Origin of the sequence: Amycolatopsis cihanbeyliensis, assembly GCF_006715045.1 — a bacterium.
Classification (GTDB): domain Bacteria; phylum Actinomycetota; class Actinomycetes; order Mycobacteriales; family Pseudonocardiaceae; genus Amycolatopsis; species Amycolatopsis cihanbeyliensis.
In genome coordinates, this window is the sequence record NZ_VFML01000001.1 from 5,745,984 (window position 1) to 5,772,346 (window position 26,363).

25 protein-coding genes and 1 pseudogene are annotated in these 26,363 nt (G+C 69.1%); 13 read left to right on the forward strand and 13 right to left on the reverse strand.

Annotated features, from left to right (window positions below):
* The first annotated feature begins 3 nt into the window (after positions 1–3).
* Together glpK and FB471_RS26280 are read left to right on the forward strand one after the other, a co-directional pair.
* Positions 4–1,524 (forward strand): glycerol kinase GlpK, encoded by a 1,521-nt coding sequence (gene glpK, locus FB471_RS26275; protein ID WP_142000998.1) that lies wholly within the window; start codon positions 4–6, stop codon positions 1,522–1,524.
* Between the two features lie 65 nt (positions 1,525–1,589).
* Positions 1,590–3,284 (forward strand): glycerol-3-phosphate dehydrogenase/oxidase, encoded by a 1,695-nt coding sequence (locus FB471_RS26280; protein ID WP_142000999.1) that lies wholly within the window; start codon positions 1,590–1,592, stop codon positions 3,282–3,284.
* 18 nt (positions 3,285–3,302) lie between these two features.
* Here FB471_RS26280 and FB471_RS26285 read toward each other — a convergent pair whose 3' ends face one another.
* The 3 genes from FB471_RS26285 to FB471_RS26295 form a co-directional block, all read right to left on the reverse strand.
* Positions 3,303–4,793: an alpha/beta hydrolase gene (locus FB471_RS26285; protein ID WP_142001000.1), complete on the reverse strand. Its 1,491-nt coding sequence runs from the start codon at positions 4,791–4,793 to the stop codon at positions 3,303–3,305.
* Positions 4,794–4,892: 99 nt separating this feature from the next.
* Positions 4,893–5,183 (reverse strand): YrhK family protein, encoded by a 291-nt coding sequence (locus tag FB471_RS26290; protein WP_142001001.1) that lies wholly within the window; start codon positions 5,181–5,183, stop codon positions 4,893–4,895.
* Positions 5,184–5,359: 176 nt separating this feature from the next.
* Positions 5,360–6,073 (reverse strand): YwaF family protein, encoded by a 714-nt coding sequence (locus FB471_RS26295; protein ID WP_246076595.1) that lies wholly within the window; start codon positions 6,071–6,073, stop codon positions 5,360–5,362.
* 246 nt (positions 6,074–6,319) lie between these two features.
* On the opposite strand from FB471_RS26295, the gene FB471_RS26300 reads away from it, so the two are divergent.
* The gene (locus FB471_RS26300) at positions 6,320–7,567 is read left to right on the forward strand and encodes a hypothetical protein (RefSeq protein ID WP_142001002.1); all 1,248 of its coding nucleotides are present in this window, start codon (positions 6,320–6,322) and stop codon (positions 7,565–7,567) included.
* A gap of 322 nt (positions 7,568–7,889) precedes the next feature.
* On the opposite strand, the gene FB471_RS26305 is transcribed toward FB471_RS26300, so the two are convergent.
* A complete protein-coding gene (locus FB471_RS26305; protein WP_246076596.1) occupies positions 7,890–8,756 on the reverse strand; it encodes a serine hydrolase in 867 nt (288 codons plus the stop codon).
* Positions 8,757–8,800: 44 nt separating this feature from the next.
* Positions 8,801–9,610: a TetR/AcrR family transcriptional regulator C-terminal domain-containing protein gene (locus FB471_RS26310; RefSeq protein WP_142001003.1), complete on the reverse strand. Its 810-nt coding sequence runs from the start codon at positions 9,608–9,610 to the stop codon at positions 8,801–8,803.
* Positions 9,611–9,756: 146 nt separating this feature from the next.
* On the opposite strand from FB471_RS26310, the gene FB471_RS26315 reads away from it, so the two are divergent.
* Positions 9,757–11,997, forward strand: coding sequence for an ATP-binding cassette domain-containing protein (locus tag FB471_RS26315; protein WP_142001004.1), 2,241 nt, complete (start codon positions 9,757–9,759; stop codon positions 11,995–11,997).
* A 91-nt stretch (positions 11,998–12,088) separates the two neighbouring features.
* Here the strand turns inward: FB471_RS26315 and pip are convergent, their stop codons facing one another.
* Positions 12,089–13,048, reverse strand: coding sequence for a prolyl aminopeptidase (gene pip, locus FB471_RS26320; protein ID WP_142001005.1), 960 nt, complete (start codon positions 13,046–13,048; stop codon positions 12,089–12,091).
* Positions 13,049–13,110: 62 nt separating this feature from the next.
* Here pip and FB471_RS26325 point away from each other — a divergent pair, with 62 nt between their 5' ends.
* Complete coding sequence (locus FB471_RS26325; protein WP_142001006.1) at positions 13,111–13,617, forward strand: MarR family winged helix-turn-helix transcriptional regulator; 507 nt, start codon at positions 13,111–13,113, stop codon at positions 13,615–13,617.
* Between the two features lie 36 nt (positions 13,618–13,653).
* On the opposite strand, the gene FB471_RS26330 is transcribed toward FB471_RS26325, so the two are convergent.
* Entirely contained in the window at positions 13,654–15,216 is a 1,563-nt protein-coding gene (locus tag FB471_RS26330; protein ID WP_142001007.1) for a glycoside hydrolase family 18 protein, read from the reverse strand.
* A gap of 227 nt (positions 15,217–15,443) precedes the next feature.
* Between FB471_RS26330 and FB471_RS26335 the strand changes: the two genes are divergently transcribed.
* Entirely contained in the window at positions 15,444–17,234 is a 1,791-nt protein-coding gene (locus tag FB471_RS26335; RefSeq protein ID WP_425457087.1) for a family 20 glycosylhydrolase, read from the forward strand.
* 293 nt (positions 17,235–17,527) lie between these two features.
* On the opposite strand, the gene FB471_RS26340 is transcribed toward FB471_RS26335, so the two are convergent.
* From FB471_RS26340 to FB471_RS26365, 6 genes and pseudogenes are all read right to left on the reverse strand, one after another.
* The gene (locus tag FB471_RS26340; RefSeq protein WP_142001008.1) at positions 17,528–18,682 is read right to left on the reverse strand and encodes a S1 family peptidase; all 1,155 of its coding nucleotides are present in this window, start codon (positions 18,680–18,682) and stop codon (positions 17,528–17,530) included.
* A gap of 288 nt (positions 18,683–18,970) precedes the next feature.
* A complete protein-coding gene (locus FB471_RS26345; protein ID WP_142001009.1) occupies positions 18,971–19,249 on the reverse strand; it encodes a hypothetical protein in 279 nt (92 codons plus the stop codon).
* Positions 19,250–19,361: 112 nt separating this feature from the next.
* Positions 19,362–20,069 carry an anti-sigma factor family protein gene (locus FB471_RS26350; protein WP_142001010.1) on the reverse strand — a complete coding sequence of 236 codons (708 nt, stop codon included), beginning with the start codon at positions 20,067–20,069 and terminating at the stop codon, positions 19,362–19,364.
* The gene (locus FB471_RS26355) at positions 20,066–20,614 is read right to left on the reverse strand and encodes a sigma-70 family RNA polymerase sigma factor (RefSeq protein ID WP_142001011.1); all 549 of its coding nucleotides are present in this window, start codon (positions 20,612–20,614) and stop codon (positions 20,066–20,068) included. The genes FB471_RS26350 and FB471_RS26355 overlap by 4 nt, the downstream gene beginning before the upstream one ends.
* A 106-nt stretch (positions 20,615–20,720) precedes the next feature.
* Positions 20,721–21,962, reverse strand: coding sequence for an RNA polymerase sigma factor (locus tag FB471_RS26360; protein WP_142001012.1), 1,242 nt, complete (start codon positions 21,960–21,962; stop codon positions 20,721–20,723).
* Between the two features lie 42 nt (positions 21,963–22,004).
* Positions 22,005–22,598: pseudogene (locus FB471_RS26365) on the reverse strand (NAD(P)-dependent oxidoreductase); the annotation flags it as partial.
* On the opposite strand from FB471_RS26365, the gene FB471_RS36010 reads away from it, so the two are divergent.
* The 7 genes from FB471_RS36010 (at position 22,577) to FB471_RS26395 (ending at position 26,362) form a co-directional block, all read left to right on the forward strand.
* The gene (locus tag FB471_RS36010; protein ID WP_211358148.1) at positions 22,577–22,729 is read left to right on the forward strand and encodes a TetR family transcriptional regulator; all 153 of its coding nucleotides are present in this window, start codon (positions 22,577–22,579) and stop codon (positions 22,727–22,729) included. The pseudogene FB471_RS26365 and the gene FB471_RS36010 overlap by 22 nt on opposite strands.
* Positions 22,714–23,004, forward strand: coding sequence for a hypothetical protein (locus FB471_RS26370; RefSeq protein ID WP_211358149.1), 291 nt, complete (start codon positions 22,714–22,716; stop codon positions 23,002–23,004). Before FB471_RS36010 ends, FB471_RS26370 begins: the two co-directional genes overlap by 16 nt.
* 30 nt (positions 23,005–23,034) lie before the next feature.
* Entirely contained in the window at positions 23,035–23,586 is a 552-nt protein-coding gene (locus FB471_RS26375) for a TetR/AcrR family transcriptional regulator (RefSeq protein ID WP_142001014.1), read from the forward strand.
* Positions 23,583–23,930: a DMT family transporter gene (locus tag FB471_RS26380; RefSeq protein ID WP_142001015.1), complete on the forward strand. Its 348-nt coding sequence runs from the start codon at positions 23,583–23,585 to the stop codon at positions 23,928–23,930. Before FB471_RS26375 ends, FB471_RS26380 begins: the two co-directional genes overlap by 4 nt.
* 169 nt (positions 23,931–24,099) lie before the next feature.
* The gene (locus FB471_RS26385) at positions 24,100–24,429 is read left to right on the forward strand and encodes a DMT family transporter (RefSeq protein WP_142001016.1); all 330 of its coding nucleotides are present in this window, start codon (positions 24,100–24,102) and stop codon (positions 24,427–24,429) included.
* A 288-nt stretch (positions 24,430–24,717) separates the two neighbouring features.
* Positions 24,718–25,425, forward strand: a complete 708-nt coding sequence (locus tag FB471_RS26390; RefSeq protein ID WP_142001017.1) for a Crp/Fnr family transcriptional regulator — start codon at positions 24,718–24,720, stop codon at positions 25,423–25,425.
* A 130-nt stretch (positions 25,426–25,555) separates the two neighbouring features.
* Positions 25,556–26,362, forward strand: a complete 807-nt coding sequence (locus FB471_RS26395; protein ID WP_246076598.1) for a hypothetical protein — start codon at positions 25,556–25,558, stop codon at positions 26,360–26,362.
* The last annotated feature ends 1 nt before the right edge of the window (position 26,363 follow it).

The window sequence follows — 26,363 nt, forward strand, 5'->3', positions numbered from 1 at the left end:
CCCATGAGCGACTTCATCGCCAGCATCGACCAGGGCACCACCAGTACCCGGTTCATGGTGTTCGACCGTGGCGGCAACGAGATCGCGCGGCACCAGCTGGAGCACGAGCAGATCTTCCCGCAGGCCGGCTGGGTCGAACACAACCCGACGGAGATCTGGGAGCGCACCCGCGCGGTGATCGAGACCGCGATGAACAAGGCGAACCTGCGGGCGAGCGACCTCGTCGCACTCGGGGTGACCAACCAGCGGGAGACCACCGTGGTGTGGAACCGCCGGACCGGGCGGCCCTACTGCAACGCCATCGTCTGGCAGGACACTCGCACCGACCGGATCGCGGCCACGCTGGAGCGGGACGGCCGCGGCGAGGTCATCCGGCGCAAGGCGGGCCTGCCCCCGGCGACCTACTTCTCCGCGGGCAAGCTGCAGTGGATCCTGGAGAACGTCGAGGGGGTCAGGGAGGCAGCCGAGGCGGGGGAGGCGATCTTCGGCACCACGGACAGCTGGTTGCTGTGGAACCTCACCGGCGGGGTGGACGGCGGGGTGCACGTCACCGACCCGACCAACGCCAGCCGCACCATGCTGATGAACCTGGAGACCTGGGACTGGGACGACGAGCTGCTGTCGTTTTTCGACATCCCGCGGCGGATGCTGCCGTTCATCCTGCCCTCGTCCAATCCCGAGCTGTACGGGACGACCAGGGCGGACGGCCCGCTGCGCGGTGAGGTCCCGCTCGCGGGCGACCTCGGGGACCAGCAGGCAGCCACCGTGGGGCAGCTGTGTTTCCGGCCGGGGGAGGCCAAGAACACCTACGGCACCGGAAACTTCCTGCTGCTGAACACCGGGCACGAGCTGGTCCGTTCCCAGCACGGCCTGCTCACCACGGTCTGCTACCAGTTCGGCGAGGAGAAGCCGGTGTACGCGCTGGAGGGTTCCATCGCGGTGACCGGCTCGGCCGTGCAGTGGCTGCGCGACCAGCTCGGCATCATCGGCGGCGCGGCGCAGAGCGAGGCGCTGGCCGGCCAGGTCGAGGACAACGGCGGCGTCTACTTCGTACCGGCCTTCTCCGGGCTTTTCGCGCCGTACTGGCGTTCCGACGCCCGCGGCGCGCTGCTCGGGTTGTCCCGTTACAGCACCAACGCGCACGTCGCCAGGGCGACGCTGGAGGCGATCTGTTACCAGACAAGAGATGTGGTCGAGGCGATGACCGCTGACTCCGGCGTGAGCCTGGACGTGTTGCGGGTGGACGGTGGCGTCACGGCCAACCAGCTCTGCATGCAACTGCAGGCGGACATTCTCGGCGTCCCGGTGTCCCGCCCGGTGGTCGCCGAGACGACCGCGCTGGGCGCGGCCTACGCCGCCGGGTTGGCCGTCGGGTTCTGGCGGTCCACCGACGAGCTGGAGCAGAACTGGCAGGAGGACCGGCGCTGGCGGCCGACGTGGACCGACCGGCAGCGGGACAGGGGCTACGCGGGCTGGCAGAAGGCGGTCTCGCGAACCCTGGACTGGGTCGAGATCGAGGAATGAGTACACGGCTACAGCTCGGCCGGCCGGGCCGGCTCAGCCGCGAGGACAGCACAGGGAGGGCACGCATGGGGTCGGCACGACTGAGCCCGGAGTACCGTACGGCCGCGCTGGACGCCGCCGGGGAAAGTGAACTGGACGTACTGGTCATCGGCGGGGGAGTGGTCGGCGCCGGTGCGGCGCTGGACGCGGCCTCCCGCGGGCTGTCCGTGGCGCTGGTGGAGGCACGGGACTGGGCGGCGGGCACTTCCAGCCGGTCCAGCAAGCTGATCCACGGCGGCCTGCGTTACCTGGAGCAGCGGGACTTCTCGCTGGTGCGGGAGGCGCTCAAGGAGCGCGGCCTGCTGCTGCGCCGGCTCGCCCCGCACCTGGTCCGGTCGGTGCCCTTCCTGCTGCCCCTGCGGCACCGGGTGTGGGAACGGGCATACATCGGCGCTGGCGTGCTGCTGTACGACACCATGGGCGGGGCGCGGGCGTTGCCCATGCACCGGCACCTCTCCCGCGGCACAGCGCTGGAGCACGCACCCGCACTGCGGCCGGACGCGCTCACCGGCGCGATTCGCTACTACGACGCGCAGGTGGACGACGCGCGGCACACGATGACGATCGCGCGTACCGCGGCGCGGCACGGCGCCACCCTGCTCACCAGGACGCGGGCCACCGGGCTGCTCCGGGACGGCGACCGGGTGGTCGGCGCGACCGTGCGGGATCTCGAGGACGGCAGGGAGCTGATCGTCCGGGCCAGGCGGGTGATCAGCGCGACCGGGGTGTGGACCGACGAGCTGCACGAGATCGCCGGGGCGAAAGCGCCGTTCTCGGTGCGCATGTCCAAGGGTGTGCACCTGCTGGTGCCGCGCGAGCGGATCCGGTTGGACACCGGGCTGATCCTGCGTACCGAGAAGAGCGTGCTGTTCGTGATCCCGTGGGGGAAGCACTGGATCATCGGTACCACGGACACCGAGTGGCGACTGGACAAGAGCCATCCCTCGGTCAGCAGGGCCGACCTGGACTACCTGCTCGAGCACGTGAACTCGGTGCTGCGCACGCCGCTGACGCGCGAGGACGTCGAGGGCGTGTACGCGGGCCTGCGCCCGCTGCTCGCGGGAACCTCGGCGGAGACGGCGCAACTGTCCAGGGAGCATGCGGTGGCCGAACCGGCACCCGGGCTGTTCGTGGTGGCCGGCGGCAAGTACACCACCTACCGGGTGATGGCCAAGGACGTGGTGGACGCCGCCGTGCGCGGGTTCGGCCACGCGGTGCCGCGCTCGCTCACCGACCGGCTGCCGCTGCTGGGCGCGGTCGGGTACGCCGAGCTGTGGGCCGACCGGCAACGGGTCGCCGCGGACAGCGGCCTGCCGGTGCGCCGGATCGAGCACCTGCTCGGCCGGTACGGGTCGGCGGTCCGGGAGCTGCTGGAGCTGACCCGGCAACGCCCGGAGCTGGCCGAACCGATCCCCGGTGCGGAGGAGTATCTCCAGGCCGAGGCGGTGTACGCGGTGACCCACGAGGGCGCGCTGCACCTGGAGGACCTGCTCACCCGGCGGACGCGGATCTCGGTCGAGGCGGACGACCGCGGGCTGGCCGCCGCGCCGGAGGTCGCCCGGCTGGTGGCCCCGGTACTCGGCTGGTCGGCCGCCCGCACCCGGCGGGAGGTGGAGCAGTACGCCGAGCGGGTCCGGGCGGAGCTCGCGGCACAGGACGCCGAGGACGACCTGGCCGCGAACACCGCCCGGCTCACCGCACCGGAGCCGGTGGAGGCGTAGACCCCCTCAACGGGAGGCTCAGGCGAAACCGGTGGTCAGGCTCGGCGGCATGGGCAGTGCCGGCTCGGCCGACCTGGCCGCCGGGCCGTCCTGCGTCGGGCAGTGGGTGCCGTCCGGTGGGGTCTTCCCGGTCAGCAGGTAGTCGTGCATGTACTCCCGGGAGCACGAGTCCACGAAGTACATGCCGTGGCCACCGCCGTCGTAGGTGAGCAGCGGCATACCGCTCTGCTCCGCGACGGCCTGTGCCCACGGGTACACCGTCGCCGGGTCGAAGCGGGCGTTGGCGATCAGGATCGGCGGCACCTGTTCGCTGAGTTCGAGCTCGTGCGGCTGGTTGACCGGCTTGCGCGGCCAGCCGAGGCAGGCGACCGCCCAGTAGTCGTAGCTGCTGAACCGGACGTTCGGTGCGGCCTCGGCGAGCCGGTCGGCGAGGCGGTCGGCCTCGGCGAAGGTGTTCACCCGGTAGTTCCAGTCGTTGCACCAGATCGGCTTGCTCGGCTCGTTGCCGACCTGCTGGATACCGGCCGCCCGCATCCGGGGATCGGCTTGCTGTTCCAGCGCCACCAGGTGGTCAGCGAGCTTCGGCCACTGCCTGCCGAGGACGAGGTTCTCCATGGAGAGCGCGAGCCCGATCTCGTCCAGCTTGCTCCCCGGTTCGTTCGGGTCGGTCAGCTCGCCCTCGGCGGCCCGCTCGTACAGCCGGTCGGTCAGTGCCTCGACGTCCCTGCCGTGCAGCGCGCACTCCTCCTGCTCGGCGCACCACTCGAGGAAGAGGCCGAACATCTCCTCGCGCAGCCCGGTCTCGGTCCGCATGAAGTCCCACGTGTTGTCGATGCTGTGGTCCATGGTGGAGTCGAGAATGAGTTTGCCGACGCGTTCCGGGAACATCTCGGCGTACTGCTGGCCCCGCAGCGTGCCGTAGGACACGCCGTAGTAGTTCAGCTTGTCCTCGCCGAGCGCGGCCCGGATGGCGTCCAGGTCGCGCACGTCACTGCGCGTGTCCACGTGGTCGTAGACCGGTCCGGTGCGCTCGCGGCAGTCCGCCATATATGCCCGGTTGTTCCGCAACTGCGTGCGGAACTCCTCGCGGGTGGTCGGCCAGTCGCGCACGAAGTTGTCGGTTTCGCAGCGGATCGGGCTACTTTCCCCGATACCGCGCGAGTCGTAGCTGACCACGTCGTAGTGCTGGTAGACGGGCTTCTGGAAGATCGGGTCGTACTTCAGGTCGGTGACCCCGGAGCCGCCCGGTCCGCCGGGACCGTAGACCAGGGTGCCGAGCCCGTCCCCGGCCTTGGCGGTGCCCTCGCGGCGGACGAGGGAGAGTTCGATCCGCTCGCCGTCGGGCTCGGCCCAGCTCAGCGGTACGGCGAGCGTGGCGCAGTCGAGCGCGGCATCGTCCGGGCACGGCTGCCAGTCGAGTTCGGCGGCATGTGCCGGTGCCGGACTCGCGACCAGGAGCGGAGCGGCGACCAGGGCGGCGGCCGCAACGGAAAGGAATGAGTGACGCATCGGCACCTTTCAGTCAAGATCAACACGACGGTTCGACCGTACCGATACGGCACGAAACACGGCCACCGACGAAGGTCGCACCCGACCCCCAGATATCCCCTAGAAATCCTGGGCGGTTTCTCCTGGTGATCCGGTTCGGACCCGGCGCAGGTGTACCCTGCGGGAAAGCCGCAGGACCGGCCGGATCATCAGCTCGATGCTGCCGATGAGGAAGAACCAGGTTCCGGCGGTGGTCAGGCTTTCGTAGAAAAAGAAGACGCTCCCCAGCACGAACCAGAACGCGATGAGGATGTCGTTGACGATGCTGGCCACCTCGTAGCGCTGCCGGATGACCAGTTCCTCGTGACCGAAGGACAGCAGCAGCGGCGGCGGATCGGCGGACTCGGCCATGACCGCACCCTCGCAGCAGGCCCGGGTCCGCGCAATCGGAGGGTGCCGGTGTGGTCCGGCGCCACCCTCGTGCGGTCGACAGTGGTGCTCGGGCACGCGTGCCCTGGAGATCCAGCTCGCCCCGCGGCCGCACACGATCGTCGCGCCGGCGGGGCAGCGGTGACCCCGCGGGTGCCTTACGCGCGTGCCTCGATCCCGCGACGGCGGGTCCATGGCCAGGTCATCAGTGCCCACCCGCCGAGGACGAGCGCGAACTCGGGGATCAGGTACCACGGCCACGGCCCCAGCAGGTCCAGCACGGAGCCTGTGTCCGGCTTGCGGTTGAGAAAGCCGTAGTTGGTCCCGGCGACGGCGTTGAACATCATCGTGGCCGCCGCCCAGCAGGCGGTCACCGTGACCGTGATCCGGTAGGCGTGCCAGTCCGGCCTGATGCGCAGCCCCCAGGTGAGGTAGATCGCGGCCCACACCACGAACAGGTGCATACCCCAGAAAATCAGAAAATCGGTACTGGGGAAGTCCGCACACCGGTAGAATGGGGTGAGTAATGCCTGCGGGCTCAGCGCGATACCCCAATAATAGGTGAGGGCGCGGGCCCAGCCGCATGGGGACCACAAAGCGTATGCCGCGACGATGCCGACCAGGTCGGACAAATGCAGTGGCAGCCGGTTCTCGATGTTCGGAGCCGTGTTCATCAGGTGCGCCTGCACCACCACCTGCAGCCCGAGCACGACCAGCCCGAGCACCCTTACCGACCACCCGGCGGCCCCGGCTCGCCCGTACCGGCGCCCCAGCCAGACCAGCGCGGCCGCGCCCGCGGCGAACACGAGCAGCACGAGCACGTGGGACATGCCGAACACGGTGAACTCGTCCCCGCCCGGCACCGAACGCACGGGACAAGGCTAGGTACGGAAATGCTGGAGGTCAACCAATGCTGGGCCGATAATCTTAATCATGATGAAACGAATATTGCCCGCGGGAATCAAATGATGGTCAGATGGGTTACCGCATCGGCGCGGGTGCGGGCGCGGGCTCGCCGGCCACGGGTCGACCGGTGAGCTTTTGTACGGATCGTGTATGCGGTATCCGCAGACTCCCGCCACGCAACCCCGAACCGAACGCGTTTGAAGGGAACCGACATGGCGCGGAACTCGATATCCAGCCGGCGAAGACTGGCCTGCGGCGTGGCGGCGGCGCTGTCCGTACCGCTGGCCGCGGGACTGGCCACGATATCCGCCCAGGCGTCGCCGGAACCGGGCGCCGGCACCTCCTGGAACGCTGATCTGTCCGTTGTGGATGGAAATGACGTCAATGTGCGCTTCGCCGGGGGACGGCTGACGCTCCGTGACCAGCACGCGCGGGGCGCGTCCGTGCGGGCCGGCGGGGGCCAGGGCTACCTGCTGCTGGCCGAGCGCACGCTGGACCGTCCGGTGAACCGGATCGCCGCGGAGACCGCCGCCATCGTCCCGGAAGGGACCGCGGTGCGGATCGACGTCCGCGGCAAGCGGGATAGTGCCGCATGGACCGAGTGGACCCCGGCCACCGGCGGGGCCGCCGTGCTGGACCGGCGGGTGTCCACCGTGCAGGTGCGGATCGGGCTGGCCGGTGACGGCACGGCAACCCCCGCGGTGTCCGCCGTGCGGCTGAGCGGGGACAGCCTGCCGCGGGCGCGGGCCGGGGTCGCCGCGGAACCGAAGACCTACCGGGTGTTCGCCACCAGGGAAGGACTCGTCGGCGGGACCACCGCGAACGGGCATGTGATCAAGAGCAGGGATCACTTCGTCGCGCTGCCGTCCAGGCGCGGGCTGGCGCCGAAGAACGCGGGGGACTACACCGTGCGGGTGTGCCGTACCGACAACAGCCGGTGCGAGTACGCGCCGGTGTGGGACGTCGGCCCGTGGAACACCAAGGACGACTACTGGAACCCCTCCGCGGAGCGGCAGATGTGGAAGGATCTGCCGCGGGGCAGGCCGGAGGCGCAGGCCGCCTACCTGGATGGTTACAACGGCGGTAAGGACCAGTTCGGCAGGCGGGTGGCCAACCCGGCGGGCATCGACCTGGCGGACGGCACCTTCTGGGACGGGCTGAAGATGTCCGACAACGGCTGGGTGAACGTGAGCTACCTGTGGACCGGCTCCGGTAGGACCGGTGAGGTCACCACCGCGGGCGACCCGCTGAACGTGCGCGCGAGCGCCAGCACCAGCGCGGCGATCAGGGGGTTCGCGGCGAACCACGCCGAGGTGATCCTGGAGTGTTACGTGGAGGGTGAGACGGTCACCGGCCGCTTCGGCACCAGCAACATCTGGAACCGGATCGGCCCTGGGCACTACGTTTCCGACACCTACCTGCTGACCGGTTCGGACGAACCGGTCGTCGACAGGTGCTGACGACTCCTTTACTCGCCACTCGCCGCCGCCGCGACCAACGCGGCGGCGGCGTTCCCGTGTGACAGGAGAGGATCATGCGTCGATTCGTTTGTGGCGCGGCCGGGCCGGTCGCCGCGCTGCCAGGCAACCCGCTGGAGAGGACCACGCCATCCCCCCTCGAACACCGTCACCGGCGCCAGGGAAGATCTCACCAATATCGAGATCACCCCCTGATCCGGCGTCCGGGCCGGCCCGCGAGTTTGCCGCTCACGCGCGTGAGTTTGCCGTTCGCGTACGCGAGTTTGCCATCCACGGGAGCGTTCGGCGCTACCGTGGATGGTATTCAGTCGAAGTAGCCCGCGAAGAGAATCTCGCTGATCCGGGTCGTCGTCTCCTTGCCTTCCTCGTAGCCGTTGTCGACCAGCTTCGTGTTGTTCATCATCGCAAGGGTGTAGCGCGCATCCGGGCCGGCAAAGCCCACCGAGTTCATCAGCCAGGAGCCGTCGGCGTTGTCGTCGGCCCAACCGTTCTTGTTGCCCGGCATCGCCGCGGTACCGGCGCCCCAGACGCCCCATTGTTGATTGGGGGCCACCGAACGTAGCTCGTGCACGATGTAGTCGCGATGGCGCACCGGCATGCGCTCCAGTGCGTGGTTGACAAGGCGGTCGAGATCGTCGGTCGTGGTGAGAATCCAGCCCCAATGGTGCGGGTGATCGTCGGTGAATCGCATGTCGGTCATCCCGTAGTCGGGAAAGCGGGTCGCGATGTCCTCGCCGCCGTGCCGGTTCCACAGGGTGTGCGCCGCATCGTTGTCGCTGGAGTGCAGCATCGCGCGCATCAGTGCACGGTCCTCGACGGTGAGGTCGACGGCGCCGGAATCCGCGCGAACAAGGAGGTCGACCACCATCGCCAGTTTCGGGGTCGAGCATGCCCAGACCAGAGTGGCCGAATCGGCGTTCCGCCATACCGCGCCGGTCCGCCGGTCGCGGACGACGATACCGGTGAAGCCGGGCCTGCCGCGGGCGTACCGGTCGGCGGCCACGATGCGGGCGCGTAACTCGGGATCGAAGGCGTCGAGGCCGTGCCGACCGGCCGCTGGCCGGGGGCCGGCCGTCCCGGTGCTCGCCTGCGCCGCCGGCACCGGGAGGATTCCGGTCAGTAGCGTGAGCAGCACGAGATGTACGGCGATCCGCCGGCGGCGAGCTTTCACGGCGCGACTATAACCACTCCGCGGGATCAGCGCCGGTCCGGGAATCAGCCCTCGCCCGCCTCTCCGGACATCGCCACCTCGACACCGTCCAACAGGACGCCGAGCCCGGCCTCGAACGTCTCGGCGGCCTGCCCCTCCAGGTACGACATGGCGCTGTCCCGCCGGGGCGTGTGCTCCTGGCTCTCCAGCCAGACCAGCATCGGAAACCGGGAGGCGAAATCGGGCACGATCTCCTGCAGGGTCCCGGTACGGGAGAACCACCACTCCTCCTCGGAGACCCCCGTCTCCGGAACCGCCTGCCGCGCCTCGGCCGCGGTCTGCGCGGTCGCGCGCACGAACTGGAACAACGTGCCGATGATGCGCCGCAGCTTCCCGGCGGGCAGGTCCGTCTCCCGAAACAGGCCCGTCACGGTCTCGACGGCGGCGTACTCGTGCGGGCCGAGCACCGGGCGTGCCTGTGACACCTGCAGCATCCACGGATGCCGGACATAAAGTGCCCACAGGTCCCGTGCCCAGTCCGTCACGACCGCCCGCCAGCCGGCCTCCGCCGGGTAGTCCGTGGGGAGTTCGGCGAGCGCCTGGTCGTACATCAGATCGATCAGTTCGCTTTTCCTGGGGACATAGGTGTAAAGGGCCATCGCTGTGCGTCCGAGACGCTCACCGACCGCTCGCATCGACAGGGCCGACATGCCCTCGGCATCGGCCACCGCGATGGCCGCGGCCACGATCTCGTCCACACTCAGGCCGGGTTTGGGGCCTGGCCTCGTTCCGGACGGCGGGTCGCCGTGGCCGGCGTTACGCCAGAGCAGCGCTATCGACCGACGTGCGTCCCCCTGCCCGGCGAACACGACCACTTGAAACTCCTTACAGTATAAACTAACCTGATCGATGGCGGAATCTTTACGCCGTAAATATATCAGGAGAGGTGGTAGGTGTTTTGATCCAGCCAGAGGCTGCGCCCGTGCCCACGGGGCAGCGCTCCGCCGCGGACAGTCACGGCATGATCGAGGTTCGTGGTGCCAGGGAGAACAACCTGACAGGTATCTCGCTCAAGATCCCCAAGCGCAGGCTCACCGTCTTCACCGGAGTGTCCGGATCCGGGAAGTCCTCGCTCGTCTTCGGTACCATAGCGGCCGAGTCCCAGCGCCTGATCAACGAGACCTACACGGCGTTCCTCCAGTCGCTGATGCCGAGCCTGGGCCGGCCGGATGTGGACGCCCTGCGTAATCTCAGCGCCGCGATCGTCGTCGACCAGGAGCGGATGGGCGCCAACTCCAGGTCAACGGTCGGCACCGCGACCGATGCCCAGACCATGCTGCGGATCATCTTCAGCCGGATCGCCACCCCGCACATCGGCACGTCCAGCGCCTTCAGTTTCAACGCCGAGGGCATGTGTCCCGAGTGCGAGGGCATCGGCAGGGTGTCGGACCTCGACGTGCACGAGCTGGTGGATCCGGACCGCTCGCTGAACGAGGGGGCGATCACCGTACCCGGCTTCACGGTCGACTCCTGGTACTGGCAGATTCTCGCCGGTTCCGGTTTCGTCGACCCGGATGTCAAGCTCAGGGACTTCACGTCCCAGCAGTGGGCGGACTTCCTGCACAAGCCCACTACCAAGGTCAAGCAAGGCAACAGCAACATCACCTACGAAGGGCTCGCGGTCAAGGTCCGACGGATCTTCCTCAGCAAGGACCGCGATTCGATGCAAGGCAGTATGAAGGCCTTTGTGGACCGTGCGGTGACGACCACCGGCTGTGCCGCCTGCGGTGGCACCCGGCTGAACGAGGCGGCACGCTCGGCCACCGTCGAAGGCCTGAACATCGCCGAGTGCGCCGCCATGCAGATCAGCGACCTGGCCGAGTTCGCCCGCAAGATCGAGGTCGAATCGGTGGGCCCGCTGGTGGAGACCCTGCGGGACACCCTCGACTCGCTGGTCGAGATCGGCCTCGGCTACCTGAGCCTGAACCGCGAGTCCGGGACGCTTTCCGGTGGAGAGGCGCAGCGGGTCAAGATGGTCCGGCACCTCGGTTCCAGCCTGACCGATGTCACCTACGTGTTCGACGAACCCACGGTCGGGCTGCACCCGCATGACATCCAGCGGATGAACGACCTGCTGCTGCGGTTGCGGGACAAGGGAAACACCGTGCTCGTCGTGGAGCACAAGCCCGAGGTGATCGAGATCGCCGACCACGTCGTCGACCTCGGCCCCGGCGCCGGACCGGCCGGGGGAGAGCTGTGCTTCAGCGGTGATGTGCCGGGGCTGCGGCGGTCGGACACGTTGACCGGACGATACCTCGACCACCGGGCCCGCCTGCGTGGGCGATCGCGCCCGGCACGTGGGCAGCTGCCGATCACCGGAGCCACGAAGCACAACCTCCAGAACGTGAGTGTGGACGTCCCGCTCGGCGTGCTGACGGTGGTCACCGGTGTCGCCGGTTCCGGAAAGAGCTCGCTGATCCATGGATCACTGTCCAACCGGGACGATGTGCTGGTGGTCGACCAGTCGGCGATCCGCGGGTCCCGGCGCAGCAACCCGGCGACCTACACCGGCCTGCTCGATCCGATCCGAACCGCCTTCGCCAAGGCCAACGGCGTCAAACCCGGCCTGTTCAGTGCCAACTCCGAGGGCGCATGCTCGAACTGCAAGGGGATCGGGCTGGTCTACACCGACCTCGCGATGATGGCTGGTGTGCCTTCGGTGTGCGAGGAGTGCGAGGGCAGGCGGTTCACCCCCGAGGTGCTCGGCTACACCTTGCGCGGCAAGAACATCAGCGATGTCCTCGGCATGCCGGTGACCGAGGCCCGCGACTTCTTCACCACGGGCCAGGCCAAGGCGATTCTGGACCGCCTGGTCGACGTCGGCATGGGCTATCTCGGGCTCGGGCAGCCGCTCACCACGCTCTCCGGAGGCGAACGGCAACGCCTGAAGTTGGCCATCCACATGGCCGCGAAGGCCGCGACCTACGTGCTGGACGAGCCGACCACGGGCCTGCACCTCGCCGATGTCGACCAACTGCTGGCGCTGCTGGACCGCCTGGTGGACGACGGCAACTCGGTCGTCGTGATCGAGCACCACCAGGCGGTGATGGCGCACGCCGACTGGATCATCGACCTCGGCCCCGGCGCGGGGCACGACGGCGGCCGGATCGTCTTCGAGGGCACCCCGGCCGACCTCGTCGAACGCGGCGACACACTCACCGCGCAGCACTTGCGCTCCTACGTCCGGCGTACCGGAGGCTGAACGGCCAACTCGGGTACGTGGGCGGCAAACTCGGGTACGTGGGGAGCCAACTCGGGTACGTGGGGAGCAAACACGCCGGGTGAGCTGGGGGTTAGCTGGTGGCGAACCGGTCGAGGGCGCCGAGGATGCCGGCGCGCATCGCCTCGCTGCCGGTGTGCCCGGAGTCCTCGATCACCACCAGCTCCGATCCCGGCCAGGCCTGGGTGAGCTCCCACGCGGTGTGCACCGGTCCGCCGATGTCCTGCCTGCCGTGTAGCAGCACACCGGGGACCCCGGCCAGCTTTCCGGCGTTGCGCAGCAGGTCGTTTTCGGGCAGCCAGGCGGCGTTGGCGAAGTAGTGCGTCACGATCCGGACGAAGCCCACCATGTCGTCCGCGGCATGCGCGCTGTAGGCGTTCGGCACGCCGTTCGGCTCCAGCGAGACGACGGTGTCCTCCCAGGTCAGCCAGTCCCGCGCGGCCCGCTCGCGTACCCGGGGGTCGGGGTCCTCCAGCAGCGTCGCGTACCCGGCGGCGAGGTTGCCGTCCCGGTAGGCCTCCGGTGCGCCCGCGCGGAACCGGTCCCACGCCTCGGGGAAGAATCGGCCGACACCCCGGGTGAGCCAGTCCACCTCCGCGCGGCGGGTGGTGGTGACGGCGGTGAGCACGATCTCCGAGACCCGGTGCGGGTACCGCTGCGCGTAGGCGAGGATCAGGGTGGAACCCCAGGACCCCCCGTGCAGCAACCACTTCTCGATGCCGAGGTGCTCGCGCAGCAGTTCCATGTCGGCGATCAGGTGCTCGGTGGTGTTGTGCCGCATGTCGGTGGCCGGATCGTCGGCGAGCGGCCTGCTCCGGCCGCAGCCACGCTGATCGAACAGGATCGTGCGGTACGCCGCCGGGTCGAAGTACCGGCGGTGCCGGGACACGGAGCCCGAACCGGGACCGCCGTGCACCAGCAACGCCGGCTTGCCCTCCGGGTTGCCGCAGGCCTCCCAGTACACCTGGTTGCGCTCGCCGACCTCCAGCATCCCGTGCTCGTACGGCTCGAGGTGTGGATACAGCTCAGCCATGGGTCCGCCCCTTCCTCGGTAGTGCAACAGCGCTGTTATATTAGCACTGTTATATTGAGGCCATGACACCACCTGTCGAACCGCGGCCGGAGTTGCTCGGTACCCGGTTGCGGCATCTGCTCGAAGTGCTGGACAGCGGGATCGCCGAGGTCGATGCGGAGCTCGGGCTGGTCGGGTTCCGGCCGCGGTTCGCCCCGATGATCCGCGCGCTGGCCGCCGCCGGGCCGCTGCCGATCCGTGAGTTGGCGGAGGAGGTCGGGGTGACCCACTCCGCGGCGAGCCAGACCGTGGCGCAACTGGTCAAGCAGGATCTGGTGACGCTGTCTCCCGGCACGGACGCGCGGCAGCGCATCGCGGAGCTCACCCCGAGGGCGCGGCGGCTGCTGCCGGTGCTGGAGGAGGAGTGGGCGGCCGCCACCAAGGCGGCCGAGGCGCTGGACGCGGAGCTGCCCTACCCGCTGAGCCGCCTGATCGAGGAGGCGCTGCGGGCGTTGCGCCGGCAGCCGATGCGCGAGCGGGTGGCCGCCGCGGCGCCGGAACTCATGGCACGGCGGCGAGCACGCGACTGAGCAGCAGACGCGCACCCGCCGCCGCGGGCTACCGGGTCAGAACCCGGCGGTGATGCGGGTGAACTCCCAGTCCGGTTGGGAGATCCCGCTGCAGTTGGAGCTCACCCCGCCGTTCGGGCAGGGGCGGTCCCGGTTCACCGCCCAGTACGCCAGCCGGGCAAGGCCGTTGCCCCTGGCCCAGTCCCGGATCTGGGTCCAGTCCGAGAGGCTGGTCAGCTCGCGCTGGTCGGAAAGGCCGTTCATGCCGGAGATGCCCATGTGGCCGTACGCGGTGGCGTCCGACCAGCCGAAGGTCGACTTCAGCTTGTTCTTCAGCCCCTCGGACGCGCCCACCGTGTCCTGGTACATGTCCGAGCCGCTGAAGTTGAACGGCATGATGGTGAACACGTCGATGCCGACCTGCAGTTCCTGCGCCCGCTCGATCAGCCGGTTGCCCCAGTAGTTGGGGCCGGAGCGCAGGGTGGGGAACGTGACGATCGTTTCGATACCCGGGTTGTTCTGCTCCACGATCCGCAGCGCGTTCAGGATCCGGTCCTGCACCGTGGGGTCCTCGAACTCGTCGGTGTTCTCGATGTCGATGTCGATCGCGTTCAGGCCGTATGCGTCGATCACTTCCTGGTACGCGCCGGCGAGCGCCTCCGGGGTGGAGCAGTTCGGCCCCAGCTTGTTCCCGCTCCAGCCGCCGATGGAGGGCACGATCTGCCCGCCGGCCGCCTGGACGTTCGCGATGGTCCGCGCATCGACGCTGCCCTGCAGCGGCCGGTTGCTGTCCCATGCGGGGGAGCAGCCGCCGTCGGAGAGGATGAAGGCCATGGTGAACGCCTCGATGCCGGTCTCCTCCATGACCATCGTCGCCGAGGGCGGGTTACCCCAGCCGAGGTAGAGGTAGGGCGCGGCGCCGATGCCCGCGGGCTGGGTGCAGCCGCCCGTCGTCGCGGTCACCGAGTCGCTGCGGCCCGACTCGCCGGAGTCGTTGTAGGCCACCACGGTGTAACTGTGCGTGGTGCAGTCCCCGAGCCCGGAGATGGTGGTCGAAGTCCCGGAGGTGGTCGCGCGCGGGGAGGCACCCTCGTAGACGCGGTAACCGGAGACCGTGCCGCTGGACGCGTTCCAGGACAGCGAAATGCTCGAGTTGCTGGTGCCGGTCACGCTGGGTGTTCCGGGAACACCCGGTGCGCCGGGCTCGCCCGGCCCGCCACCGCCGTCACAGGGATCCCCGTTCAACGTGCAGTTCAGGATCTCACTGATGCCGCCCGGTGCACCGTTGAAGCCGAAGGAGGTGCTCGACCCGGCACCCAGGGTGGGCGCCCAGCTCGGGTTACGGAAGGTGTAGTGCTGACCGCTGCCGGTCCGCTGGGCGTTCCACGAGCTGTTGATCGAGTAGCCGGCAGGCAGGTCGAACTCGACGGTCCAGCCGTCCAGTGCGGTCTCACTGTCGTTGGAGACCGTGACCTTGCCTTCGAATCCGGTGCCCCAGTCGGACACCGTGGTGAACGTCGCCGTCAGGCCGGGTGCCGCGCTCGCCGGTACGGCCGAGAGGCCGAGCAGTGCGGCGGCGGTGGCCGTGAACAGCACTAGGAGTTTTCGAGTTTTGGACATCGGTGTCCTCGCAGGGGTGCAGGGTTGTGGTACGGCCGCACCGGTGAGTAGTCGGCCGTGACTCCTCAGTGTCGCCTCTTCAGTGTGGTCTAGACCAGAAGGACAAAGCAAGGCCCGGCGAGATGCGCGAAGGAAACCAAGATTGGTCTAGACCTAGCCGTCTCGAGATGGCAGCATTCCGTCCGTTGTGCCACGCATCACAACTACGCTCAGCAAGAGAGGCGGCGATGCAGATGCGGAAGGCTCGAAATCCACGAACACGGATCGGGTACGCGTTCTCCGTGCTGGCCGTGGCTGTCGGCATGGTGGCGGGGAGCGCCCTTGCCGTCGAGCAGCCCGCGGCCGCGGCGGCACTGGAGTCCCCACAGGACATCGTTCCGGCACCGGTGTCGGTCGAGCCGGCGGACGGGGTGGTGCACGACCTCACCGCGGACACCACGATCTACACCGAGGGCGGCTCGGCCGAGGCCAGGGCGGTCGGCGAGCAGTTGGCCGGCCTGCTGCGCGGGTCGACCGGCTACCCGTTCCCGGTGACGGACGCGCAGGGGCAGCCTACGGACGGTGTTTCCCTGCTGCTGTCCGGCGCGGACCCGCAGGTGGGTGCGGAGGGTTACCAGCTCGACGTGACCGGGGAATCGGTCGTGCTACGGGCGAACGAGGCCGCGGGCCTGTTCGCCGGTACGCAGACCCTGCGCCAGCTGTTGCCGGCCAAGGTGGAGAGTGCCACCGAGCAGGACGGTCCGTGGCAGCTGGCCGGGGTGTCCGTCACGGACTATCCACGTTTCCACCACCGGGGCGCGATGCTCGACATCGCGCGGCATTTCCACCCGGTGGACACGGTGAAGCGATACATCGACCAGTTGTCCCTGTACAAGGTCAATTACCTACACCTGCACCTTGCCGACGACCAGGGCTGGCGGCTGGTCATCGACAGCTGGCCCCGGCTGGCGACCTACGGCGGCAGCACCGAGGTCGGCGGCGGTCCCGGCGGCTACTACACGAAGGCCGACTACAGCGAGATCGTCGACTACGCGGCGAGCAAGCACATCACCGTCATCCCGGAGATCGACATGCCGGGGCACACGAACGCGGCACTGGCCTCGTACGCGGAGCTGAACTGTGACGGGCAGGCCCCGCCGCTGCGCACCGATATCGAGGTCGGGTACAGCTCGCTGTGCATCGACAAGGAGATCACCTACGAGTTCGTCGACGACGTCATCCGCGAGGTCGCCGCGTTGACGCCGGGGCCGTACATCCACATCGGTGGGGACGAGGCGAACGCCACCACCCCAGCAGACTACGAGACGTTCATGGACCGAGTCCTGCCGATCGTGAACAAGTACGGCAAGAAGCCGATGGGCTGGCACGAGTTCGTCAAGACCACCACGGATACCGACGCGGTGCCGCAGTTCTGGGGTACCACCACCTCGAACCAGGTGGTGGCCGACGCGGTGCAGCGCGGCAACAAGGTGCTGATGTCCCCGGCGAACAAGGCCTACCTGGACATGAAGTACAACTCCAGCACCCCACTCGGGCTGAACTGGGCCGGTTACACCGAGGTGGACGACGCCTACGACTGGAACCCCGGCTCGTACCTGAGCGGCGTCCCGGAGTCCGCGGTACGCGGAGTTGAGGCTCCACTGTGGACCGAGACCATCGAGACTCCGGCACATATCGACTACATGGCGTTCCCGAGGTTGCCCGCGATCGCCGAGCTCGGTTGGTCACCGTGGTCGACGCACGACTGGAACGCCTTCCGCGAGCGGCTGGGCGCCCAGGCGCCGCGCTGGGAGGAGATGGGCCTGGAGTTCTACCGTTCGCCGCAGGTTCCCTGGCGGACCGGTGGCGGCGAGCCAGGTGAGTGCAGCGCATCCGCCTGGAACGACTCGACCGTGTACACGGGCGGGGACCAGGTCTCGCACAACGGCCACACCTGGACGGCCAAGTGGTGGACCAGGGGGCAGGAACCCGGAACCACCGGGGAATGGGGGGTCTGGCAGGACGAAGGTCCCTGCTGACCGACAGCGGTCCCGTGGTGGGCGTTCCGTCGAGGCGGGACGCCCACCACTTGTAGGTACGCGGGTACTCGTACGACGGCGAGCGTGACCGCGAAGCCGCTTACCACCCGACGCGCGGCGTGGATGCGCTCGCCGGTGCGGGCCGGGCCACGGCCGTGGTCGCGGGGTACCTGCTGGTCTGCTGTCTCGCGGGCGGTTGGCTGCTCGCCCGCCGGGATATCGTCTAGCGTTACGGTGCACCGGCCGGACGGGCAGTCCACAATGACCACCCGTCCGGCCCGGTTTCGTGTTCGTCAGGAACGGGTCAGGGCCACGCCGTAGTAGTCGGCGGCGTCCACCACCGGCTGGTAGTAGGAGTAGTAACCGGTGGCGTTGTCACCCTCGTTGAACCCGCACTCCGAGCCGATCGGACCGCCCGAGGTCATGCCCTGCGCGGTGTTGCCCGCGATGTAGGCGCCGCCGCTGTCGCCGCCCTCGGTGCAGACGGTGGACCTGGCCAGGCCGCGAGTCGTGGTGCTCTCGCCCTGGTAGCGCACGCTCTGGTTGTAGTGCGTGATCTCGCCGCAGGTCCAGCCGGTGGTGTTCCCTGCCTTGCACAGGTGCGTGCCGATCGGGGCCTTCGAGCTTCCGGTGATGTCCACGGTACGGCCGGTCCTGGTGTCCACGTAGCCGCGGCCGGTGTCCTCGGAGTCGATGTCCATCAGGCCCATGTCGGTGCTGGGGAACTGGGTGGCGACGCCCTGGCCGAGGTGGTTGCCCGCGGCGTCGTAGATGTCCGGATTACCGGAGACACAGTGGCCCGCGGTGAGCATCACGTTGTCACCGTCCGAAGTGGTCCCGGGGAAGCCGAGCGTGCAGTTCGTGCCGGGAACGAGATCCATGATCCGGCCGGGGATCACATCGGCGGTGGGTGTGTTTCCCGGTCCGGTGCGGACACTCACCCCGGGCAGCGCGTCCAGGCGCTCGGTGAGGTCGGCGTTCGCACCGGGCTCGACCGTCACGGTCACCGTGTCGGACACCACGTCCGGGCCCCAGGACCGCACCTGGTCGATGTCGGCGCCGATGATCGATTCCATCGAGTCGCTGATCGCGTTCAGCTGCTGGGCGCCGCGCGCACCGGTGCGTGCCTTCAGCCCCTCGGCGCCGACGGCGCGGGCCGAGGCAGCGTCCGGAACGTTCACCACGAGCGCGCCGGTGGAGTCGAAGAACGCTCCGTCGGTGGTGACACCGTGCTGTCGCACCTCGGCCAGTGCCGCGGTCAACGCGCTCTCGCGGTTCAGCGTGTCGGCGGCCTGCTCGGTGCTGACGTCCAGACGGTCCGCCAGCGCGCGCAGCATCGCCGGGTCGTACGACGGGGTTTCCGGGGCGGCGGCCGCCGAGGGACTGAACATCGCGGCGCCGAGTACGGCACTCAGCATCGCCACGGCGACAGGACCGGTTTTCCTCATGAGTTTCCACTTTCGATTGCAGGGGCGTGGAAAACACAGCGGTGCGAACGCGGCCCGATAAAGAAACTGCTCCCGCTGGTGGGCCGGTGTCCGAACCGACTATGTCCGATTCATCCGTCCTTTTCGGTCGGATGATCCATGAGGTTAAAAATCCCGTCTTGCCAAGAGAACCAACGAAAGTCGTGTCAGCGAATGTCCCGACTTTCGTTGGTCGTTCCCGGTCGGGGCGTCATAGCGCCTCCGGGTGCGGCCGCGCTGGTCGTACGCGGTGTGGCCGGGTCTGACCGGTCAGCCGGCGAGGCCGCGGTCGTGCCGGCCCTGCTGTTGTTGCTGCTTTCGTTGCTCGGCGACCGCGTGCGTGCCGAACAGGACGGCGACCGCCAGCAGCGCGATGCCGCCGCCGATGCACAGCGACACGTTCAGCCCGATACTGTCGAGGCTCGAGCTGTCCAGCACGATCGCCAGCACGAAGAGCACGGCGGCGAGCAGGCCACATCCAGTGGCGTGGAACCAGTCCATGTCGGGACGGTCGTTCACCGCGAACTGCCCGGAGGGCACGCCAACCATGTTCCAACCTCCTGATCGACGGTTGCGACAGCATGGGATACCCGGCAATCCCAGTCTCCGCCTCCCGCGGGCGGGTGCGCAACATGGCTCCGGTCGACCGCGTTCTCGCTTCTCACGCCGGTGCGGACACGAATCGGGTACCGGAGACGTTCGTCACCTCGACCGCGGTGACCTCGGCGGGCCGGACGATCGCGGAGCCGTCGAGGGTGGTGCCCTCCACGGCGCCCTTGTCGGACACCACCCAGCTCCCGGCGATGCGGCGGTCCCCTTCCTCGTCCACAACCAGCAGCAGGCACCTCTCGCCGGCCGGGATCCCGCTGACCGAGGCGTTCACCCGTACCCAGCCGGCGGCGGGTGTCACCCTCGCGGTCATCCGGGCGCCGGTCCTCGGGTCGTCACCGGAGATCACCCGGGTGCCTTCGGGTAGCGCGGTACCGGTCACCGGCGGCGGCTGGGCCACGTTCGTGGTTCCCGTCGAGTTCTGCCCTACGAGGAAACCCGCCGCCAGCACGATGCCCACCACGATCACCGCGGCGACACCGGTGAGCACCCTGCCCCGGTTCCGGCCGGCAACGGCTTCCGTGCGGACCTGCCGCAGGGTACGGCCCAGCACCAGTTCACTGCTCTCCGGCGGGCCGTGCAGCAATGCCTCCGCCGGGAGCTCGCCCATCATGTCTCGTACCTCCATGAGCCCGTCGAGCTCGGCGCGGCAGTTCGGGCAACTCGCGAGGTGTTGCTGGACCGCCCGGGCCTCGGCCGTGTCGAGCGTGCCGAGGGCGTAGGCCCCGAGCAGCGGTGCCTGGTGTCCGTTGCCGGTCATGCCGGTACTCCTTCCCACGCCGCCCGCCGATCGGCAAGCGCCGCCCGCAGTGCCCGCAACGCGTGGTGCGAGCGGGACTTGACCGTTCCCTGCGGGATGCCGAGTATCCGCGCGGCCTCGGCGACGCTGCGGTCGTGGAAGTAGATCTCGAGCAGCACGGTGCGGTGATCGTCGGAAAGTTTCTCGATGGCACCGAGCACGCTCATCGAGTCGACCACCGACTGCGCGTGGTCCCGGTGCACCGGGGTCGTCGCGGGGGATTCGGCGACCTCGTTCGGCCGGGCGGCCTTCGCCCGCGCCTTGTCGATCACCAGGTTTCTTGCCACCGTGAACAGCCAACCCCGGATCGACCCCTCGGTCGAGGCGAGTGACTCCGCGTTGCGCCAGGCCCGCATGAGCGTCTCCTGCAGCACGTCCTCCGCGGTTGCCCTGTCACCGGTCAGCCGGACCGCGTACGCCAGCAGCGCCTTGCCGTGTTCCTCGTAGAGCGAGCGGACCAGTGCCTCGTCCCTCGACGCCGTCCTGCGGGCAAACAGCCTCGCCATGCCGACTCCCTGGTTGGCCACGCCGCCGTTACCGGCGGTCGTTGCTGACACGGAGCGGGGGGTGGCGGCGGTTCAAATCCTCGCCCGGTACTCGGGGAAGCGCAGGTCAGCTCGTGGTCTCGGCGAGCCTGCGGGCGAGGTAGCGTCGCTCCGCCTCGGTGCCGGCGAGTTCGATGGCCTCGCGGTACCTCCGCGCGGCCTCCGCCGCCCGCCCGAGGCGGCGCAACAGATCGGCTCGGGTGGCGGGGAGGAGGTGGTAACCGGCCAGCTCGCCGGAATCCGCCAGCCGCTCCACCAGCTCCAGTCCCGCCTCCGGGTGGTACATGCCCACGGCCACCGCCCGGTTCAGCTCGACCACGGGCGAGGGCGCCTCCCGCGCGAGCCGGTGGTAAAGCCCGGCGATCTGCGGCCAGTCGGTGTCCGCCGCGGTCTTCGCGGTGGCATGGCAGGCGGCGATCGCGGCCTGGATCTGGTACGGCCCCGGGCGTGCCCGCCGCAGCGCGGCGTCCAGCACCTCGACCCCCTCGTCGATCGTGCCGGTGTCCCACCGATCACGCGGCTGCTCCTCCAGCGGTACCAGCTCTCCCTCGGCGTCGACCCTGGTCGCCCGCCGGGCGTCGTGCAGCAGCATCAGGGCGAGCAGGCCGCCCGCCTCCGGCTCGTCCGGCATCAGCTCGGTGAGCAGGCGGGCCAGCCGGATGGCCTCGGCGCAGAGGCCCCGCCGGATCAGGTCGGCCCCGGCCGTGGCCGTGTACCCCTCGTTGAACAGCAGGTACAGCACGCCGAGCACGGCCGCCGTCCGTTCGGCCAGCAGGTGGGCCGGCGGTACCCGGTAGGGGATACCCGCGTGCCGGATCTTGCGTTTGGCCCTGGTGAGACGTTTCGACATGGTCGTCTCGGTGACCAGGAAGGCACGCGCGATCTCAGCCGTGGTCAGCCCGGCGAGGGTGCGCAGGGTGAGCGCGACCCGGGATTCGAACGCGAGTGCCGGATGGCAGCAGGTGAACATCAGGCGCAGCCGGTCGTCCCGCACTCCGCTGACCGCGGCCTCGCGTTCGTCGAGCCGTTCCGAGCCGGCCAGCAGCGCCGCCTCCCGCAGCCTGGCGGCGCCCACCGTGTCACGGCGCAACCGGTCGGTGGCCCGGTTGCGCGCCACCGTGGTGATCCAGGCACCCGGGTTGTACGGCACGCCTTCCTCCTGCCACCGCCGCAACGCCTGCGCGAAGGCATCCTGCGCGCACTCCTCGGCAAGGTCCCAGTCACCGGTCGTCCGGATCAGTGTCGCGACGACCTGGCCCCACTCCTGGCGAAACGTCGCCGCGACGGCGTGTTCGACCTCGTGTGTCACCGTCCTGAACCGCTTCCTTCCCGCCGTCACCCGGACGTGCCGTCAGTAGGACACCCCGACCTCCGCCCGTACCGCGGCCGGCTCCGTGGCCAACGCGAGCATGGCGTGTGCCAGGTCGGCGCGGGACAGGGAACGCCCGCCCGGCACGTTCCCACCGATCCGCTGCCGGTAGTGCCCGGTGTGTGGGCGGTCCAGCAGCCGGGGCGGGCGCACGATCGTCCACTCCGTCTCGCTGCGGCGCAACTCGTCCTCCAGCACGCCGAGGTCGGCGTAGGCGTCCCGGAAGGCCCTGCGCACCATCGGGACGAGCAGGACCTTGCCGAGCAGCGGTTCGTCCTCGGGCAGCGGGCCGACCGGCACCGCGCTCACCACCACCAGCCTGCGCGTGCCGGTCTCCGCCATGGCGCGCAGGATCGACCGCACCGCCGTGCTGGCGATGTCGCCCTGCCGCCTGCTGGCCGCCAGCGCCGAGAGCACCGCGTCGGCGCCGTCCAGCGCGGGCCGCACCGCGTCCGGGTCGGCCACCTCGGCGGTCAGCACGGTGAGCGCCTCGTGCCGGACCGGTAGCCGCGCCGGATCGCGTACCACCGCCGTCACCTGGTGTCCCGCTTCCAGTGCCTGCCGTACCAGTTGCGTTCCGGTGCCGCCGGGCGGCCGAGTGTTCCGAGGCCGCCCTGTACAAGCATTTCGTCAGCAAGGAAGAACTCTTCGTGGTCGTGCTGCAGGAGCGGTTGCCCCCCCCGTCGGCACGTTGCTGGCCGAGCTGACCGCGGATCCCGGTGAGCGGTCGACGGCGGACTGCCTGGGCGATGTCGTCCGCGAGGCCACGGTGTTCTACGCCTCGACGGTGCCGATCACCGCCTCGCTGTTCGCCGAGCCCTCCCTGCTGCGGCGCCATCGGGAGGCCATGCGGGAACTCTGTAAGTTCCAGCGGGCGTTCCTGAACCATTTCTGGATGGTGCGGGAGGACCCCGCGGCGCTGGACGCGTTCGCCGGTGCGGTCGTTCGCACCGTGCTGGACGGCATCCACCCGGGGTCGTAACTACACCGACTAGTCGGTACAGTAACTGCCATGAGACCGAGTTCGAGAACCGCGATCCTGCGGGCAGCGGTGCGCTTGGCGGAGCGCAGCGGCATCGCCAGCCTCACTCTGGACGCCGCGGCGCAAGAGGCCGGGCTGAGCAAGGGCGGGCTGATCTACCACTTCGCGGGCAAGGAGCAGTTGATGCTCGCCGTCGTCGAGCACATCACCGGCGCCTGGGACGAGGCGATGCGGTCGGCGCTGGGTAAACCGCTCGAGGAGGCCGGCCCCGCGGAGCGGGTGGTGGCCTACACCACCGTGGTGGCCGGGAGCACGGCGAGCCGGGCGGATCTCGCCGTGCTGGTCGACTCCGTGCATGACGAGAACCTGCTCGCCCCGTGGCGTGCGTTGCTCACCAAGTGGATCGGCAGCCCACTCGCCGAGCCGCGACCGGAGGAGGTGGACCGCGTGGTGGCCCGGCTGGCGGCCGACGGGCTGTGGATGGCCGAGGCGACCGACACCACCGCGTTCGGCTCGGGCGCGCGGGACGCCGTGGTCGCCAGGATCGGTGAGCTCGCCGGGTCGGGTGGGGGGCCGGCATGAACAAGTGGGTCCTGCTGGCGGGTGCCATCCTGCTGGAGGTGATCGCCACCCTCTCGCTGCGGGCGATGGATGGCTTCGCGCATCCGGGCTGGCTGGTCGTGGTGGTACTGGGGTACGGCGGCGCCTTCGTGCTGGTCGCCAGGGTGCTCGCGGCCGGGATGCCGGTCGGGGTGGCGTACGGCATCTGGGCGGCCTCCGGGGTCGCGCTCACCGCGGTCGCCGGGGCGGCGATCTTCGGGGACGACCTGACCTGGCTGATCGGCGCCGGGATCGCGTTGGTGATCGGTGGGGTGCTGCTGGTGGAGATCGGCTCGCAGCGGGCTTCCGGAAGGGGCGGCGCATGACACCCCTTGGGTCAACCCGCGGCCGTCACGGTGACCACAGAGCGCGCACTCGGCCGGAGGCCCCGCTGTCGGGGCGGCGGGGCGCGTGCCCTGGTGGCCATGCGCTGGGTCGTGCCGGGCGCCCCGTCGACACGATCGCGGACGCGCGCGAAGCCGCGAAGGAGCGAGCATGACCTGGCTACTGCTCGGCTCGGCCATCACACTGGAGGTGGTGGCCACCCTCTCGATGAAGGCCTCGCACGGTTTCGCCAGGAAGGCCTGGATCGCGCCGGTGGCGCTGGGTTACCTCGGCGCCTTCACCCTGCTGGGCGCGGTGCTCGCGGCCGGGATGCCGGTCGGGGTGGCGTACGGCATCTGGGCGGCCTCCGGGGTCGCGCTCACCGCCCTGCTCGGCCGCGTGATCTTCCGGGAGCCACTCACCTTGCTGATGGCGTCCGGTGTGGTCCTGATCGCGGGCGGGGTATTGATCATCGAACTCGGTGCGCAGGCCGCGCACTGACGTAAAGGGCGGCGATACCGACCTTTTCCGAACGGCTTCCCCTGCCGATTCCGGACACCAATGGTGTGGTGCCGTTGGTTCCTTTCGGGGAGAGAGTGGGTACTAATCCGGTCGCCCGATCAGAGCAATAAACACGCTCCAACGCAGGATCTACTACCCGCGTTTCACCTGTTCGCGTTCAAATGTGAAACTTTTCGCCACACTTGCCGGAACAAGGTGTCCGGTGGGCCGTCGCGTGCCATAGTCGGCGATACCTCGAACGTCGACAGCTCAGGGGGTTTGCTGATCATGGAAGGTAGCGGAGTGGGCGAGTGCGTCGGGACGGATTCTCGCCGCCCCTTTCTGGATCGTCTTGACCGCAGGTCCAGCGAGCAACTCCGCGGCCTGGGCACCCCGCAGCGGTTCTACCGGGGGGACGTACTGATGCGGCAAGGTGAGCCCGGCGAGTTCGTGATGCTGCTGACCGACGGCCGGGTGAAGATCACCGGGCAGGGCCGGGAAGGATCCACGGTCATCCTGGACTTCGGCATCCGGGGCGATCTGTACGGTGAGATCGCGGTCGTGGCCGGCGGTACCCGGCTCGCGGACGTGGTCGCCATGGGGCCGGCCGAGGCCAGGCGGATAGCCGCCATGGAGTTCCACCACTTTCTCGAGCAGTATCCGAACGCGACCAAGGAACTGTTGGTCAGTACCGCGCGGAGATTCCTGGTGGCACAGGCGCAGCGCAAGGTGCCGCGAAAGGCGACTCCGCTCAGTCGGGTGGCCGAACGGCTTTCCTACCTGGTGGACATGTGTGGGGTGGCGACCCAGCAGGGCTGGCTGATCGACATCCCACTCAGCCAGAGCGAGCTCGCGCAGTTCGTTCCCCTCGGCCGAACCGTCGTGGCGGAGGCGCTGGAAAACCTGCGCACCCTCGGCGTGATCACCAGTTCCCGGATGACCATCGTGGTGACCGACCGGGACAAGCTGGATACATTACACCGGCAGCAAGTGTGACGTAGAGCACACCTAATGACGCGAGATTACCTGCCGATATGTTCGGCGGCGAACAGAACTCTCGCCGGCTACTCGACAGACTTCTCATGCCACTGATCGAGTACCGCGCCGGTAGCAGGGGGAGAGCTTCATGTTTCCGCTGACCTCCAGTCGATACAACGCTCGGTCGCACGCCGTTCTGGCCGTCGACATCGTGGGCTCCTCGCAGGCCACCGACGACCTGCTCGATCCGATGAAGTCCGAGATGGAACACCGCGTGGCCGAGGCGCTGTGCACCGTGGGACTGGCGTGGAGCGATGCCCGGCACTTCCGGGAGACCGGGGACGGTGTCATGCTGGCGTATCCGGAGCAAGCGATCGGTCAGGTCGTGGAGGTGGTCTTCCATCTCGACCACCTGATGCGTTCGCGCAACCGGTACGCGCGGACACCGATGCGGGCGCGCGTTGCGGTGCACTGTGGACCGATGGCCGAGAACCACCGGTACCACCGGACGTACATCACGCTGACCCGGTTGCTGACCGCGGGAACATTCACCGGCGCCGTCGCGCACTGGTGCCGGCTCGACCCGGTGGGGGAGAAGTTCGGTGCCGGCGTGGTGATCTCCCAGCAGGTGTGGCGCAACGTGGTCGAGCCGTTCGCCGTGGCGCTGGTACCGCCCGCACGGTGTGCCCAGATCACCGCCGTCGCCGCCGATTTCGTGGACAACGCGTGGATCCATTTCCCCGGGCTCGACGCCGAAGCGGCGCTGGCGGACATCGGCGTCGAGCGTGCCGCCGCGCGACCGTCACGGGAAAGTGCGACCGGACTGGACGGTTTCGTCACCGGGCCGGCGCCGCCCACCGGCTGCGATGTCGTGTCACTCGCCGGTTCGCCGTTGCCGGGGCTCAACGGCAGCCACGCGTTCCCGGTTCCCCGGCAGTCGGACGAGGGAGCCTGAG

Excerpts from the sequence above, each read along its gene's own strand:
- FB471_RS26315 (WP_142001004.1), top strand. The coding sequence starts at position 9,757 with ATGATCGAGGTTCGTGGTGCCAGGGAGAACAACCTGACAGGTATCTCG.
- FB471_RS26345 (WP_142001009.1), bottom strand. The coding sequence starts at position 19,249 with ATGGTTGGCGTGCCCTCCGGGCAGTTCGCGGTGAACGACCGTCCCGAC.
- FB471_RS26355 (WP_142001011.1), bottom strand. The coding sequence starts at position 20,614 with ATGGCGAGGCTGTTTGCCCGCAGGACGGCGTCGAGGGACGAGGCACTG.
- glpK (WP_142000998.1), top strand. The coding sequence starts at position 4 with ATGAGCGACTTCATCGCCAGCATCGACCAGGGCACCACCAGTACCCGG.
- FB471_RS26285 (WP_142001000.1), bottom strand. The coding sequence starts at position 4,793 with ATGCGTCACTCATTCCTTTCCGTTGCGGCCGCCGCCCTGGTCGCCGCT.
- FB471_RS26350 (WP_142001010.1), bottom strand. The coding sequence starts at position 20,069 with ATGACCGGCAACGGACACCAGGCACCGCTGCTCGGGGCCTACGCCCTC.
- FB471_RS26290 (WP_142001001.1), bottom strand. The coding sequence starts at position 5,183 with ATGGCCGAGTCCGCCGATCCGCCGCCGCTGCTGCTGTCCTTCGGTCAC.
- FB471_RS26385 (WP_142001016.1), top strand. The coding sequence starts at position 24,100 with ATGACCTGGCTACTGCTCGGCTCGGCCATCACACTGGAGGTGGTGGCC.
- pip (WP_142001005.1), bottom strand. The coding sequence starts at position 13,048 with ATGGCTGAGCTGTATCCACACCTCGAGCCGTACGAGCACGGGATGCTG.
- FB471_RS26330 (WP_142001007.1), bottom strand. The coding sequence starts at position 15,216 with ATGTCCAAAACTCGAAAACTCCTAGTGCTGTTCACGGCCACCGCCGCC.
- FB471_RS26380 (WP_142001015.1), top strand. The coding sequence starts at position 23,583 with ATGAACAAGTGGGTCCTGCTGGCGGGTGCCATCCTGCTGGAGGTGATC.
- FB471_RS26340 (WP_142001008.1), bottom strand. The coding sequence starts at position 18,682 with ATGAGGAAAACCGGTCCTGTCGCCGTGGCGATGCTGAGTGCCGTACTC.
- FB471_RS26390 (WP_142001017.1), top strand. The coding sequence starts at position 24,718 with ATGGAAGGTAGCGGAGTGGGCGAGTGCGTCGGGACGGATTCTCGCCGC.
- FB471_RS26325 (WP_142001006.1), top strand. The coding sequence starts at position 13,111 with ATGACACCACCTGTCGAACCGCGGCCGGAGTTGCTCGGTACCCGGTTG.
- FB471_RS26300 (WP_142001002.1), top strand. The coding sequence starts at position 6,320 with ATGGCGCGGAACTCGATATCCAGCCGGCGAAGACTGGCCTGCGGCGTG.
- FB471_RS26335 (WP_425457087.1), top strand. The coding sequence starts at position 15,444 with ATGCAGATGCGGAAGGCTCGAAATCCACGAACACGGATCGGGTACGCG.
- FB471_RS26375 (WP_142001014.1), top strand. The coding sequence starts at position 23,035 with ATGAGACCGAGTTCGAGAACCGCGATCCTGCGGGCAGCGGTGCGCTTG.
- FB471_RS26395 (WP_246076598.1), top strand. The coding sequence starts at position 25,556 with ATGTTTCCGCTGACCTCCAGTCGATACAACGCTCGGTCGCACGCCGTT.
- FB471_RS26280 (WP_142000999.1), top strand. The coding sequence starts at position 1,590 with ATGGGGTCGGCACGACTGAGCCCGGAGTACCGTACGGCCGCGCTGGAC.